The organism is Phytopseudomonas dryadis (assembly GCF_004327355.1).
Lineage (GTDB): Bacteria > Pseudomonadota > Gammaproteobacteria > Pseudomonadales > Pseudomonadaceae > Aquipseudomonas > Aquipseudomonas dryadis.
In genome coordinates, this window is the sequence record NZ_QJUM01000028.1 from 19,725 (window position 1) to 34,060 (window position 14,336).

The 14,336-nt window shown below is 64.2% G+C and carries 9 protein-coding genes; 4 read left to right on the forward strand and 5 right to left on the reverse strand.

Annotation, left to right across the window (positions count from 1 at the left end; translation table 11 throughout):
• Positions 1–63: 63 nt before the first annotated feature.
• The 4 genes from DNK34_RS20300 to DNK34_RS20315 form a co-directional block, all read right to left on the reverse strand.
• Positions 64–588, reverse strand: coding sequence for an REP-associated tyrosine transposase (locus DNK34_RS20300; RefSeq protein WP_131177067.1), 525 nt, complete (start codon positions 586–588; stop codon positions 64–66).
• Between the two features lie 152 nt (positions 589–740).
• Positions 741–1,466: a hypothetical protein gene (locus DNK34_RS20305; RefSeq protein WP_131177068.1), complete on the reverse strand. Its 726-nt coding sequence runs from the start codon at positions 1,464–1,466 to the stop codon at positions 741–743.
• A 159-nt stretch (positions 1,467–1,625) separates the two neighbouring features.
• On the reverse strand, positions 1,626–2,879 hold the full coding sequence (locus tag DNK34_RS20310; RefSeq protein WP_131177069.1) for a ribonucleotide-diphosphate reductase subunit beta: 1,254 nt from the start codon (positions 2,877–2,879) through the stop codon (positions 1,626–1,628).
• Positions 2,880–3,033: 154 nt separating this feature from the next.
• Positions 3,034–5,949, reverse strand: coding sequence for a ribonucleoside-diphosphate reductase subunit alpha (locus DNK34_RS20315; RefSeq protein WP_131177070.1), 2,916 nt, complete (start codon positions 5,947–5,949; stop codon positions 3,034–3,036).
• An 816-nt stretch (positions 5,950–6,765) separates the two neighbouring features.
• On the opposite strand from DNK34_RS20315, the gene DNK34_RS20320 reads away from it, so the two are divergent.
• The 3 genes from DNK34_RS20320 to DNK34_RS20330 all read left to right on the forward strand — a co-directional run bounded on the left by DNK34_RS20320 (position 6,766) and on the right by DNK34_RS20330 (position 10,424).
• The gene (locus DNK34_RS20320; protein ID WP_131177071.1) at positions 6,766–7,488 is read left to right on the forward strand and encodes a response regulator; all 723 of its coding nucleotides are present in this window, start codon (positions 6,766–6,768) and stop codon (positions 7,486–7,488) included.
• A complete protein-coding gene (locus DNK34_RS20325; protein WP_131177072.1) occupies positions 7,485–9,092 on the forward strand; it encodes an ATP-binding protein in 1,608 nt (535 codons plus the stop codon). The genes DNK34_RS20320 and DNK34_RS20325 overlap by 4 nt, the downstream gene beginning before the upstream one ends.
• 276 nt (positions 9,093–9,368) lie before the next feature.
• The gene (locus tag DNK34_RS20330; RefSeq protein ID WP_131177073.1) at positions 9,369–10,424 is read left to right on the forward strand and encodes an ABC transporter substrate-binding protein; all 1,056 of its coding nucleotides are present in this window, start codon (positions 9,369–9,371) and stop codon (positions 10,422–10,424) included.
• A 261-nt stretch (positions 10,425–10,685) separates the two neighbouring features.
• Here DNK34_RS20330 and DNK34_RS20335 read toward each other — a convergent pair whose 3' ends face one another.
• Entirely contained in the window at positions 10,686–11,603 is a 918-nt protein-coding gene (locus DNK34_RS20335; RefSeq protein WP_131177074.1) for a LysR family transcriptional regulator, read from the reverse strand.
• Positions 11,604–11,940: 337 nt separating this feature from the next.
• Between DNK34_RS20335 and DNK34_RS20340 the strand changes: the two genes are divergently transcribed.
• Positions 11,941–14,301 carry a TonB-dependent receptor gene (locus DNK34_RS20340; RefSeq protein ID WP_131177075.1) on the forward strand — a complete coding sequence of 787 codons (2,361 nt, stop codon included), beginning with the start codon at positions 11,941–11,943 and terminating at the stop codon, positions 14,299–14,301.
• The last annotated feature ends 35 nt before the right edge of the window (positions 14,302–14,336 follow it).

Genomic DNA, 14,336 nt, shown 5'->3' on the forward strand with positions numbered 1-14,336 from the left:
GGGCCATTTAGCGGACGCTTCACCCAGAAGAAAAACAAATGAGGGGCTGGGCGTTGGCCCGCCTCACTCCCCGTAATCACCATCATCCGCTTCGAAACACCAGTCTTCGGGATAAATGCCCATCGCCACCGCCCGATGAAAACTCGAGTACGGCCAATCCGCCAGGCGCTCGACATGCCCATGTTTCATCGGGTTGAAGTGGATGTAGTCGAAGTGGTGTTGGTAGTCCTGCTCGTCGCGGATCAGGTGTTCCCAGTAACGCCGTTGCCAGATGCCGCGCTCGCGTCGCCGTTGCTGGTTGACGGTGCGTGTTTCGGTGATCGGCAAGCGTTTGGCGAAGGCGAACTTGATGACCTTCCAACGCAAGGCGAAGTCGGCATCGCCTTGCGGTAGTGTCCATAGGCAATGCATATGCTCGGGCAGCACCACCCAGGCATCGATATGGAAGGGATGACGAATTCTGGTGGCTCGCACCGTCTCGCGCAACAGGTCGATTTCGCGGATCAGCAGATCGCTGCTGCGGTCACGCAGATTGACGGTGAAGAAGTAGGTGGCACCGGGAGCACGGGCGCGGCGGTAATCGGGCATGGTGGCTCATCCTTGAGCATGCAGGTGTTTTCACCATGGTGGACAAGCTTCGCGTTGTCCACCCTACACCCCGATTTCCGTCTCGTGTAGGGTGGATGACGCTCTTTTCATCCACCATTGCGGGGTTGTCCGGGCTACTTGCTACTTGCTGTCTACGGCGATTTTGTCATTTGCTCACGCAGGACTTCCCGTAAATCCCAAGTAGCAGAACATCCATGCTCAAAGGCCTTGTCCAGCCAGTCTAGGTTGCGCTGCATGGACTCCCTATCTTCAGGTACTCGAGCGTTGCCAAGAATGAATTCTGCTTCAGTCCGGAACTGTTCGTATGTAAGCCGCTGCATCTGTGGCGGATGGGTGGTGGCAAAGCACTGATCAGAGATGAACGGCAGTGGGTAGTAGGCAATGGCTGGGTCGGTTTGATGAAGGGTAGCTTCCACCATGTCCACCACTGCCAGATGTTCGGGGCTGTTGAGCCGATAACGTTTGAAAGCCGTATTACATTCCTGTTGATACAAAACGGCCGCTGCCACGAATCCTTTCTTCGCCCAGCCATCCAGTGACGAGCAAGCTTTTTGTCGGCTCTCTTGGGCCGTTGTCGGATCGGCATTGCGCTTTGTAAAGGATCGTTGGGCTTGGAGGAATACTGCTGCTGGATGCCCCCGTTCAGCGGCACTCTCCATGCGCGAATCGAATAGATTCAAGTATCTGTTCAATTCATCCTTGTCGTCACTTTGATCAGCTAGCAACTGCCGCAATTGATTGTGCGCCTCAATACCCTCGTTATAGATAAGGTCGACAGCATTGTCTGCGGCCTTTACCTGCAGATCGACAATGCACGCAACGAGAGCAAGCGAATAGGCCAGTCGTTTGGGAGACATATCGTCCTTGTTGTATCACGTGTGGAATATGAAATATGCCGACTTGGAGGCTATCAGAGCTGGCGAAACGAAAAAGGCCGGTGAGCTTGCGCGCACCGACCTTGCTCGGTCCCTTACCCTGACAGGTTCGGAATACTTACCCTGGCATTTTGCCGGCCATCAATCCCAGCTCAACGCCCCACCCGTCTGATACTCGATCACACGGGTCTCGAAGAAGTTCTTCTCTTTCTTCAGGTCCATGATCTCGCTCATCCACGGGAAGGGGTTGGTGGTGCCCGGGTATTCTTCCTTGAGGCCGATCTGGGTCAGGCGGCGGTTGGCGATGAATTTGAGGTAGTCCTCCATCATCGCCGCGTTCATGCCGAGTACGCCGCGGGGCATGGTGTCGCGGGCGTATTCGATTTCCAGCTGGGCGCCCTGCAGAATCATCTGGGTCGCTTCGTCTTTCATCTGGGCGTCCCACAGGCTCGGGTTTTCGATCTTGATCTGGTTGATCACGTCGATACCGAAGTTCAGGTGCATGGATTCATCGCGCAGGATGTACTGGAACTGCTCGGCGGTGCCGGTCATCTTGTTGCGGCGGCCCATGGAGAGGATCTGGGTGAAGCCGCAGTAGAAGAAGATGCCTTCCAGTACGCAGTAGTAGGCGATCAGGTTCTTGAGGAACTGGCGATCGGTTTCCGGGGTGCCGGTTTCGAACTTGGGATCGGAGATCGAGCGGGTGTACTTGAGGCCCCAGGAGGCTTTCTTCGCGACGCTCGGGATCTCGTGGTACATGTTGAAGATCTCGCCTTCATCCATGCCCAGCGATTCGATGCAGTACTGGTAGGCGTGGGTGTGGATCGCTTCCTCGAAGGCCTGGCGCAGGATGTACTGGCGGCACTCGGGGTTGGTGATCAGGCGGTACACGGCCAGTACCAGGTTGTTGGCAACCAGGCTGTCGGCGGTGGAGAAGAAGCCGAGGTTGCGCATGACGATGCGGCGCTCGTCCTCGGAGAGGCCGTCGGTGCTCTTCCACAGAGCGATGTCGGCGTTCATGTTCACTTCTTGCGGCATCCAGTGGTTGGCGCAACCATCCAGATACTTCTGCCAGGCCCAGTCGTACTTGAAGGGTACGAGCTGGTTGAGGTCGGCGCGGGCGTTGATCATCTGCTTGTCGCCGACTTCCACGCGCGCGGAGGTGCCTTCGAGTTCGTCCAGGCCTTCCTGGATGTCGAGGTCGTTCAGGGCCTTTTTCGCACGGGCGATGGCATCGGAGTCGTTGGCGTCGATGGCGCGGGCTTCGAGGGCGGCGGCGTCGCCTACCTGGTTGAGCCTTTCCAGGCTCATGTCGGCACTGGCTTGTGCGGCGGTCTGTTTCGGAGCGGCAGCTTCTGCGCCGTCTTCCTTGTCGAATTCATCCCAGCTCAGCATGAGGGGGCTCCTTTCAGGAGCAGCTTCAAGCGGCAAGCTTCAAGCTGCAAGGGGTTACGGGGTGTGGCGGACACTGATGTCCGCCCTGTTCAGCGCACGTCACGGCGATGATCACGGCAAGCTTGCAGCTCATGGCTTGCAGCTTGCCGCTGCTTTATTGGCAGGCTTCGCAATCCGGCTCGTCGATGGCGCAAGCCTTCGGTACCGGAGCCGGGCCAGGCGAGGCCTGGGTGGCCGGCGCGGCGGCAGGGGCCGCGCTGAGGCCTTGGTCACCGCCGCTGGATACCGCGTTCAGCTTGCCGGTGTTGATGGTGGATTTCTCGGTGCTGGTCGCGGCCAGGGCACGGAGGTAGTAGGTGGTTTTCAGGCCACGGTACCAGGCCATGCGGTAGGTCACGTCGAGCTTCTTGCCCGAGGCGCCAGCGATGTACAGGTTCAGCGACTGGGCCTGGTCGATCCACTTCTGGCGACGGCTGGCGGCATCGACGATCCACTTGGTGTCGACTTCGAAGGCGGTGGCGTACAGGTCTTTCAGTTCTTGCGGGATACGCTCGATCTGCTGCACGGAGCCGTCGTAGTACTTGAGGTCGTTGATCATCACCGAGTCCCACAGGCCGCGGGCCTTGAGGTCGCGAACCAGGTAGGGGTTGATCACGGTGAACTCGCCCGACAGGTTGGATTTCACGTACAGGTTCTGGTAGGTCGGCTCGATGGACTGCGACACGCCGGTGATGTTGGCGATGGTCGCGGTCGGCGCGATGGCCATGATGTTCGAGTTGCGGATGCCTTTCTGTACGCGGGCCCGCACCGGCGCCCAGTCCAGGGATTCGCTCAGGTCGACGTCGATGTACTTCTGGCCACGGGCCTCGATGAGGATCTGCTGGGAATCCAGCGGCAGGATGCCCTTGCTCCACAGCGAACCCTGGAAGGTCTCGTAGGCGCCGCGCTCGTCGGCCAGGTCACAGGAGGCCTGGATGGCGTAGTAGCTGACCGCTTCCATGGATTTGTCGGCGAAGTCCACCGCGGCCTCGGAACCGTAGGGGATGTGCTGCAGGTACAGGGCGTCCTGGAAGCCCATGATGCCCAGGCCGACCGGGCGGTGCTTGACGTTGGAGTTGCGCGCTTGCGGCACCGAGTAGTAGTTGATGTCGATGACGTTATCGAGCATGCGCACGGCCGTCTTCACGGTGCGGGCCAGCTTGGCGGTGTCCAGTTTGCCGTCATTGATGTGGTTCGGCAGGTTGATCGAGCCCAGGTTGCAGACGGCGATCTCGTCCTTGTTGGTGTTCAGGGTGATCTCGGTGCACAGGTTGGAGCTGTGTACCACGCCCACGTGCTGCTGCGGGCTGCGCAGGTTGCACGGGTCCTTGAAGGTCAGCCACGGGTGGCCGGTCTCGAACAGCATGGAGAGCATCTTGCGCCACAGGTCCTTGGCCTGGATGGTCTTGAACAGCTTGATCTTGCCGCCGTACTGGGTCAGGGCTTCGTAGTACTCGTAGCGCTCTTCGAAGGCCTTGCCAGTGAGGTCGTGCAGGTCCGGCACTTCGCTCGGCGAGAACAGGGTCCAGGGGCCGTCGTCGAACACGCGCTTCATGAACAGGTCCGGGATCCAGTTGGCGGTGTTCATGTCGTGGGTGCGGCGGCGGTCGTCGCCGGTGTTCTTGCGCAGCTCGATGAATTCCTCGATGTCCATGTGCCAGGTTTCCAGGTAGGCACAGACCGCGCCCTTGCGCTTGCCGCCCTGGTTGACCGCCACGGCGGTGTCGTTGACCACCTTGAGGAACGGCACCACGCCCTGGGACTTGCCGTTGGTGCCCTTGATGTAGGAGCCCAGCGCGCGCACCGGGGTCCAGTCGTTGCCCAGGCCACCGGCGAATTTGGACAGCATGGCGTTGTCGTGGATGGCGCTGTAGATGCCCGACAGGTCGTCCGGCACGGTGGTCAGGTAGCACGACGACAGCTGCGGACGCAGGGTGCCGGCGTTGAACAGGGTCGGCGTCGACGACATGTAGTCGAAGGACGACAGCAGGTTGTAGAACTCGATGGCGCGGTCTTCGCGGTCCTTCTTCTCTTCGATGGCCAGGCCCATGGCCACGCGCATGAAGAACACCTGCGGCAGTTCGAAACGCACGCCGTCCTTGTGGATGAAGTAACGGTCGTACAGGGTCTGCAGGCCCAGGTAGGTGAATTGCTGGTCACGCTCGTGGTCGATGGCGCGGCCCAGTTTCTCCAGGTCGTAGGTCTTCAGCTTGGGATCGAGCAGTTCGAATTCGACACCGGCTTCGACGTAGGCGGGCAGCGCCTTGGCGTACAGCTCGGCCATTTCGTGGTGGGTGGCGCTGTCGGCGACGTTGAGGAAGCTCAGGCCCTCGGCGCGGATGTTGTCCATCAGCAGGCGGGCGGTGACGTAGCTGTAGTTGGGCTCACGCTCGACCAGGGTGCGGGCGGTCATCACCAGGGCGGTGTTGACGTCCTTCTGCGCCACGCCGTCGTAGAGGTTCTTCAGGGTTTCCTTCTGGATCAGAGCGCCGTCGACTTCGGCCAGGCCTTCGCAGGCCTCGGTGACGATGGTGTTCAGGCGGCCCATGTCCAGCGGCGCCAGGCTGCCGTCGGCCAGGGTCACGCGGATGCTCGGGTGCGGCTGGGCGATGCCATCGGCAGCGTCGGTGGTCTTGCGCTTGTTCGCCTGGGCTTCGCGGTAGATCACGTAATCACGGGCGACTTTCTGCTCGCCGGCGCGCATCAGCGCCAGTTCGACCTGATCCTGGATCTCTTCGATATGGATGGTGCCGCCGGAGGGCATGCGCCGCTTGAAGGTGGCGGTGACCTGTTCGGTCAGGCGCGCGACGGTGTCGTGGATGCGCGACGAAGCGGCGGCGGTGCCGCCCTCCACTGCGAGAAACGCCTTGGTGATGGCGACGGTGATCTTGTCACCGGTGTACGGCACCACGGTGCCGTTACGCTTGATCACACGCAACTGGCCGGGTGCGGTGGCAGCCAGGTCCTGGGTGGCGTCTGCACCCTGAGGCGCCTGGGCCTGAGGGTTCTCGCGAGTGGTGTCGGTGTGCATGGAGGTCTCCGTGATCGATGAATTTTCCGGGTGAGACGTTCTGTGGCAGAGCGTTGCGGGTACCTGTCGTTCATTCCAGTCGACAAAACCTGACGACGGCCCGGAGGCTGCCGGCAGGGTGTTGCAAATTGGCGGTGATGGCCGGGTACTGCATCGGATGCCGGAACGCCTCGTCCCTGGCTTTACTGGTTGCTTCCCGTCTCGCCCGGCACTACTAGATGTAGGGGTGCCGGCACAAGCGGTAGGTGCTGCGTCTGTTCCTGTCGGCGACGTTTTCCATGATCGCCGCGCCGTTGCCCAAGGTTGCCGAGCGTGGTGCGGAATGCATTTTCAATGCACCGACAGGGCGCTGGCCATGGACCTTGATAGGGCATTCGTGCTTGTGTCCGTTTTGTGCAAAAACCCAACATGTAGGTGTTTTGAACATTGGAGATACAAGATAGTGCGGTGTCGACGCCAAGGCAAGCCCCGCGGGCTGTGGATAAGGCTGTGGGTTAACCTGGGGTAAGTCGTTCAAGTGCCCGTGATTACTGGGCAGCGAAGACCTTGGCCGTTGGTCGAGGGCGACGGTTTTTTTTCCGCCATCGGCGAGGACATTTCAGCTCGTCACATAAACACAAGATGTAGGGTTTTTCCGGGCATTCTGGCCTGCAATATGCAAACGCGCCGCGACGCCCATCAAGGGCCCGGATCTGCGCTGCGCTGGCCGCCATTGCTACAATCGCCGCCTTTGCCGTGGCGCGACGATGCAGCTTGCTGCACATTGCGCCTGCAGCGGTGGCGCCGAGGCGCCATCTTTCCTTCCCGGAGGCCGTCGTGCAGCAACAACCCTGGCGCATCCTGATCGTCGAAGACGATCCACGGCTGGCCGAACTGACCGCCGACTACCTGCGGGGCAATGGCCTGCAGGTGAGCATCGAGGCCGATGGCGCTCGCGCCGCGGCGCGCATTGTCGACGAATGCCCCGATCTGGTCATCCTCGACCTGATGCTGCCCGGCGAAGACGGCCTGGCCATCTGCGCCAGGGTGCGCGACCGCTGCTACGCCGGGCCGATCCTCCTGCTCACCGCCCGCAGCGACGAGATGGATCAGGTGCTCGGTCTGGAAAGCGGGGCCGACGATTATGTGTGCAAACCGGTGCGCCCGCGCGTGCTGCTGGCGCGCATCCGTGTCCTGCTGCGCCGCCGCGAGGCTCGCGAGCCGGCCGCGCAGGCGGCGCACCGGCTGAGCTTCGGCCCGCTGCTGATCGACCACGCCCTGCGCGAGGCCTGGCTGGGCGAGCAGGGCATCGAGCTGACCAGCGCCGAGTTCGACCTGCTCTGGCTGCTGGCGGCCAACGCCGGGCGCATTCTGTCCCGCGAGGAGATCTTCGCCGCGCTCAGGGGCATCGAATACGATGGCCTGGATCGCTCCATCGACGTGCGCATTTCGCGCATCCGTCCCAAGATCGGCGATGACCCCCTGCATCCACGCTTGATCAAGACCATCCGCAGCAAGGGCTACCTGTTCGTGGCCGGCGCCGCCGAAGCCTGGCCATGAACGCCATCTTCCTGCGCATCTATGGCGGCCTGCTCGGCGTGCTGGTGCTGGTGGCCCTGCTGGGCGCGGGCACCCTGCACCTGCTCAACGAGGTGCGCGCCGAGCAGTACCGGGAGAACCTGGCGCGTGGCACCTTCCGCCTGATGGCCGACAACCTGTCGCCCATGGTCGAGGTGGAGCGGCGCCGGGCGGTGGCGATCTGGGGGCGCCTGCTGGGCATACCGCTGTCCGTCAGGCCGCTGAGCGAGGCGGCGCTGGACAGCGGCGAGCGCGGCCGCCTGCAGCAGGGGCAGGTGCTGGTGCGGCAGACCGGCCCGCATGCGGCGCAGGTCTACAGCCGCATCGGCGACAGCGGGCTGGCGCTGGTCGGCGAAGTGCAGCAGATCAGCGAACAACTGGCCCGGGCCACGGTTTACCTGCTGATCGACGAATTGATCCGCCATCCGCTGGACGAGCAGCCCCGGCGCCTGGCCGAGCTGAAGCGGGACAAGCAGTTCGGCTTCGACCTGAGCCTGGTGCGCCTGCAGGACGCCAACCTGGACGTCGACCAACGGCGCCGGGTGGAGGAGGGCGATACGGTGATGGCCCTGGGCAAGGGCGGCGACACCATCCATGTGTTCGCCGGCATCGTCGCCACGCCCTGGGTGCTGGAAATCGGCCCGCTGTATCAGATGAATCCCTACCCGGCGCAGTTGCTGCTGTTGATCGGCGTGCTCGGGTTGAGCCTGGTCGGGCTGCTGGTCTATCTGCTGGTGCGGCCCCTGGAGCGGCGCCTGGGCGAGGTCGAGGAGGCCGCCACGCGGATCGCCCGCGGCAGCCTGGATGCCCGCGTGCCCGCCGGTGGCAGCGGCGACTCGGTGGGGCGGCTGGCGGCGGCGTTCAATGCCATGGCCGAGCATCTGCAGGGGTCGCTGAATACCCAGCGCGAGCTGGTGCGGGCGGTGTCCCACGAGCTGCGCACGCCGGTGGCGCGGCTGCGCTTCGGGCTGGAGATGATCGACGAGGCGGCCAACGAAACGGCGCGGCGCAAGTACATGGACGGCATGGACCACGACATCCAGGATCTCGACAAGCTGGTCGACGAGATGCTCACCTATGCGCGCCTGGAGCAGGGGGCGCCGGCGCTGAGCTTCCAGCCGGTGGACCTGCGGGCACTGATCGATCAGGTGATCGCCGAGCTGGCGCCGTTGCGCGCCAGCGTGCGGGTCGAGGCCGGCCATGGCGCCTCGGCGCAGGAGGCCGGCGCCGTGCTGGTCGAAGGTGAACCGCGTTACCTGCATCGCGCCCTGCAGAACCTGGTGGGCAATGCCCTGCGCCATGCCGAGTCGCGGGTGCGGGTCAGCTACCGGATCGGGCCGCGGCGCTGCCGGCTGGATGTCGAGGACGACGGCCCCGGTATTCCCGAGGACGCCTGGGCGCGCATCTTCACCCCGTTCATGCGCCTGGACGACAGCCGTACCCGGGCCTCGGGCGGCCATGGCCTGGGCCTGTCCATCGTGCGGCGAATCATCTACTGGCATGGCGGCCGCGCCCAGCTCGACCGCAGCGAAGCCCTGGGCGGTGCGCGGTTCAGCCTGGTCTGGCCGCGCCGGCAGGGCGCTTGACCGGCATCCCTCCGGGCGATAGCCCTGGGGCAGGCTTGGCCCTGCCGCCAAAGGCGCATTGGAAAGAACCGGATAGCGCTTCGGCCAATGCCTTCGCGGCATATTTTTTATGCCACGCGGGCAATCCTGGGCGAAGGCCCATTCCTGCTCGTTTATTTCTATAAACGATTAAAAATTAATTTTTTATTATTTAATTATTTTCCCTGGCTATGCCTATCTATAGCGCCCCGGGACGCCGCTGGCGTCTCTGCCGATAGCCCAGGAGTGTTTACCACCATGAAGCCTGTTTTCACCCGGATGCTGGGGCTCGTCGCGCCGGCTTTGACCGTTCTGCTGGCCATTTCCGCCCCCAGTGCCGCAGCGGCCGGCGAACCGCCCAGGGAGATCCGTATCGCCGTGCCGGATCTGAGTGCCGGCAGCCAGCACAGTGGCGGGGGCATCGTGGATGTGCTGCGCAGCCAGCAGATCCTGGAACGGGAATTCGCCGCCGACGGCATCACGATCCGCTGGCAGTTCTTCAAGGGCGCCGGGCCGGTGGTCAACGAGGCGCTGGCCAACGGCCAGGTGGATCTGGCCTACCTGGGCGACCTGGCGGCGATCATCGGCAAGGCCAATGGCCTGGATACCCGCCTGCTGAGCGCCACCGCCCGTGACATCCGCCTGTACCTGGGCGTGGTGCCGGGCTCGACGGTGAAGACCCTGGCCGACCTCAAGGGCAAGCGGGTGGCGATCTTCCGCGGCACCGCCTACCAGCTGTCCTTCGTCCAGGCGCTGGCCAGCCAGGGCCTGCGCGAGCGCGACCTGCAGGTGGTCAATCTGGACGGCAATGCCGCGTCGGCCGCCCTGGCGGCCAGGCAGATCGATGCCACCTGGGGTGGCGCCAACCTGATCGCCCTGCAGCAGCGCGGCCTGGCCGACCTGCCGCTGAACACCGACGACCTGGGCGGCGCCGGCAGCGTGCAGGCCATGCTGGTGGGCGCTGGCGATTTCGTCGACCGCCATCCGCAACTGGTCGAACGCCTGATCGAGGCTCAGCAGCAGGCCGTGCGCTGGCTGCGCGACGAGGCCAACAAGCCGGCCTACGTGGAGCTGCTCGCGGAGCTGTCCGGCTACCCGCGCACCCTGCTGCAGAGCGACCTCGAGAGCAGCGACGTGCAGCGCATGTTCGACCCGCGCCTGGATGCCGACTACCTGGCCCGCCTGCAGGCCGGGGTCGATCTGGCGCTCGAGCAGCGCCTGCTGCGCAAGGGCTTCACCGTCGCCGAGTGGGTGGATGGGCGGTTTCTCGATGCCGCGCTGCGGTCGCAGGTGGCGGTCGCGGCTGGTCACTGAACGGGCCTGTCTGGATATCCGGCGACGTTTCGACGTGGATGGCTGGTTCGAGGCGCAAGCGGACGTAGGATGGGTGAAACCCATCGGCATATTGATGGGTTTCACCCATCCTACGAGCTGTGGGAGGGGCTTTAGCCGCGAGCTCTTCGCGCCCTTGACGGACCAATCGCGGCTAAAGCCCCTCCCACAAAAGCATCGTGCCCACTGTCCGCTCCCGCCTTATAACGGCCTCCGCTATCCATACCGCGCCGGGTGCGGTCTTCATGCCGCGGCGGCGGCCAGATCCTGGTCGCGCTGCTTGACCAGGTCGATCATCGCCCGTGCCGCGGGTGACAGCCGGTAGCCGGTGCGCGTGACGATGCCGCAATGGGCCTGCAGGGTCATGCTCTGCGGCAGGTTGCGCAGTTGCAGGCGCACCAGCTCGCCGCGTTCCAGCGCCTCGTGCAGGGCTTCCAGCGGGCCGACGCCGATGGCGTCGGTGTGCCGCACGATCTGTTCCAGCAGCGGGAAATGCTCGCACTCGATGTGCTGCTCGAAGCTGGCCTTGCCGCTGAGGTTGGCCAGGGCCTTGCGCGTGCCCATGGGGATGCGCACGGCGGCCAGGGGGTAGTCGAACAGGTCGTTGGTCGACAGGCTCTCCTTGGCCAGCAGCGGGTGTGCGGCGCGGCAGAAGAACAGCGTCGGGCGCGGCGTCAGGGCATGGGTCTGGAAGTTCGGGTCGGCCAGGAACGGGCGGATGTCGGCGAGGAAGAACTCGATCTCGTTGCGGCTCAGGCTGCGCCCCAGGCTTTCCCAGTTGTTGACCAGCAGGCGCGGGCGAATCGCCGGGTAGCGGGCCATGAAGTGCATCAGGCTGTCCGGCACCAGTTTCGCCGCCGGTATCGGCCCGGAGCCGAAGTGCAGCTCGCCGGCATCGAGCTTGCTCATCTGGCTGACTTCGTTGGTCAGGTTGCTGGCGCCCTGCACCAGGGCGAGGGCGTGTTGCAGCACCACCTGGCCCTCGGGTGTGGGGCGCAGGTCCTTGCTGCCGCGATCCACCAGCTGGCAGCCGAACTCATGTTCCAGGCCCTGGATGCTGCGGCTGAACGCCGGCTGGGTGATGTTCATGGCTTCGGCCGCACGGACGAAACTGCGGTGTTCGGTCAGGGCGATGAAGTAGCGGAGCTGGCGCAGATCCATGATGCATTCCCGGCATTCGAAAAATAGGTTTTAGGCATTTGCGGGTGCCCTGGGCGCTGGTTTTAAATGCAAGCTCTTATTCCGTCAAACGCATTTTTATTATTTAAATAGAATCAGATGGAATATTTGCCTGCTGAGCGATTGCAAGGACCCATCCATGAAAAAGCCCTATCCGGCCCTGTGCCTGACGCCTGCGTGGCGCTGTCGTCCCGGTTGACCCGGTACGGCTGAACCCCGGCCAACCCCCTTACACCCCTTTCAACACAGAGCCGCACATTTCGTGTGGCGCGGCGTCGTGCGCCCGCTCGGCGCACGTCTGACCCAAGGATGAGCATTGATGAGTTCGATACCCCCATTCCCCCTGCGCCCGACCGTCGTACAGCGACGCGCGTCGGCGGATTACGCCCTGAGCCTGCTCCTGGCGGTGGCTGGCCTGGCCGCCAGTGCTCCGCTGCAGGCGCAGAGCGCCGCAGCCGATGGCGCCGTGGCGCAGGAAGACGCCGCGCTGCAGAAGGTCACGGTCACCGCCCGGCGCCGGGAGGAAGACGCCCAGGACGTGCCCACGCCGATCACCACCCTCAGTGGCGCCACCCTGGAGGCGCAGAAGGTCTACCGGGTGCAGGATCTGCAGCAGGTGCTGCCCAGCGTCAACGTCGCCTATATCCATGCCCGCCAGTCCAGCGTGGCGGTGCGCGGCATTGGCAACAACCCGGCCAGCGACGGCCTGGAAGGCAGCGCCGGCATCTACCTGGACAACATCTACCTGGGGCGCCCCGGCATGGCGGTGTTCGACCTGCTCGACGTCGAGCAGCTCGAGCTTCTGCGTGGCCCCCAGGGCACGCTGTTCGGCAAGAACACCACGGCCGGGGTGATCAACATCAGCACGCGCAAGCCGACCTTCACCCCCGAGCGCAGCTTCGAGGTCTCGGGCGGCGAGCGTGGCTACTTCCAGGGCAAGGGCAGCGTGTCCGGCGGCCTCAGCGAGACCCTGGCCGGACGGCTGGCGTTCTACCGTACCCGCGAGGATGGCTATATCGACAACCAGCACGACAGCCGCACCTTCCTCGGTGGCGAGCGCGAAGGGGTACGCGGGCAACTGCTGTTCGAGCCGAACGAGGATTTCAGCCTGCGCTGGATCAGCGACTACAACCAGGAGAAGTCCACCAACGGGGTGTGGGCGCTGTACGGCGTGTCCGATCGCTTTCGCGAGCGCGCCGCGCTGATCGGCGCCAACCCGCAGTACGACATCGGCAAGCGCGAGGTGAACATCGACTCCGCGCAGGGGGTCAACGTCTGGCAGGGCGGCACCTCGCTGGAGGCCAACTGGCAGCTCGACGGCGGCTACACCCTGACCTCCATCAGCGGCTACCGCTACTGGCACTTCATCCCGCGCAACGACACCGACCTCACCGATCAGCCGGCGGTCAACCACGGCGGGGTCGAAGTGCACGACCGCCAGTTCTCCCAGGAGATCCGCCTGGCCTCGCCGACCGGCGAACGCTTCGACTACGTGCTCGGCGCCTACCTGTTCCGCCAGAACCTGGGCAACAAGACCGTGCAGGCGTACGGCCCGCTGGCCGACCTGTTCCTGACGGGCGTCGACCGTGGCGTGTTCAACGGCGTCACCACCCAGACCAACGGCAAGATCGTCACCGACAGCTTCGCCCTGTTCGCCCAGGGCAACTGGCACCTCACCGAACGCCTGGACCTGAGCGTCGGCGTGCGTGGCACCTACGAGGAAAAACGCGCGCGCCTGCACCGCTTCGATCCGCAGGGTGGCGCCGTTCTCGATCCAGCCAACGCGGCTATCCGCCAGCGCCAGATGGGCGGGCTGGATACCGGCGAATTCGGTCTGCACAACGCCGCGCCGTCGGGCCTGGTCAGCCTGAGTTATCGCTTCAGCGACGATCTGCTCGGCTATGCCTCCCTGGCCCATGGCGAGAAGTCCGGCGGGGTCAACCTGGTGGCGCCCCAGGCCGGCCTCGGCCGCGATTCGCTGGTGGTCGGGCCGGAGCGCGCCAACGATGCCGAGCTCGGTTTCAAGAGCCGGCTGCTCGATGGCCGCCTGCAGTTCAACGCCAACGTCTTCTGGACCGGTATCCACGGTTACCAGGCCACCACCCTGGCCACGGTGCCCGGCTCGCTGACCGCGGCCTCGGTGCTGGCCAACGCCGGCAGCGTGCGCTCGCGCGGTGTGGAGCTGGAAACCAGCTACCGGCCGCTGCGCGGGCTGACCCTGAATTTCAACGGCTCGTTCAACGACGTCACCTACCTGAGCTTCAAGAACGCGCCATGCCCGGGCGAGGTCAGCACGGTCAACGCCGCGGCGGTCTGCGACCTCAGCGGCGAGCGGGTGGTCGGCGCCTCGCGCTGGATCGGCAACCTCAACGGCGAGTACCTCTGGCAACTGGACAACGGCCTGCGTCCCTACGTGACCGCTGGTTACGCCTACCGCTCCGAGGCCGAAGGCACGCTGGACAACTCCGACCTTTCCAGGATCGACGGCTACGGCCTGCTCAATCTCTCCGTCGGGGTACGCGCCGATCTTGGCGACGGCGAACTGGATACCTCGCTGTGGATTCGCAATGCGACGGATGAGGACTACTACCTGACCGCTTTCGCCTTTTCCAACGGTTCCTACACCGCATCCGTCGGCCAGCCACGCACGGCCGGCCTGACCCTGCGTTACGACTTCTGACCGGTTCACGAACCGACCGCCTACCTCAAGGAGAA

Bases quoted from the DNA above. Each gene is read 5' to 3' on its own strand.
- DNK34_RS20310 (WP_131177069.1), bottom strand. From the start codon at position 2,879: ATGCTGAGCTGGGATGAATTCGACAAGGAAGACGGCGCAGAAGCTGCC.
- DNK34_RS20325 (WP_131177072.1), top strand. From the start codon at position 7,485: ATGAACGCCATCTTCCTGCGCATCTATGGCGGCCTGCTCGGCGTGCTG.
- DNK34_RS20300 (WP_131177067.1), bottom strand. From the start codon at position 588: ATGCCCGATTACCGCCGCGCCCGTGCTCCCGGTGCCACCTACTTCTTC.
- DNK34_RS20340 (WP_131177075.1), top strand. From the start codon at position 11,941: ATGAGTTCGATACCCCCATTCCCCCTGCGCCCGACCGTCGTACAGCGA.
- DNK34_RS20335 (WP_131177074.1), bottom strand. From the start codon at position 11,603: ATGGATCTGCGCCAGCTCCGCTACTTCATCGCCCTGACCGAACACCGC.
- DNK34_RS20330 (WP_131177073.1), top strand. From the start codon at position 9,369: ATGAAGCCTGTTTTCACCCGGATGCTGGGGCTCGTCGCGCCGGCTTTG.
- DNK34_RS20315 (WP_131177070.1), bottom strand. From the start codon at position 5,949: ATGCACACCGACACCACTCGCGAGAACCCTCAGGCCCAGGCGCCTCAG.
- DNK34_RS20305 (WP_131177068.1), bottom strand. From the start codon at position 1,466: ATGTCTCCCAAACGACTGGCCTATTCGCTTGCTCTCGTTGCGTGCATT.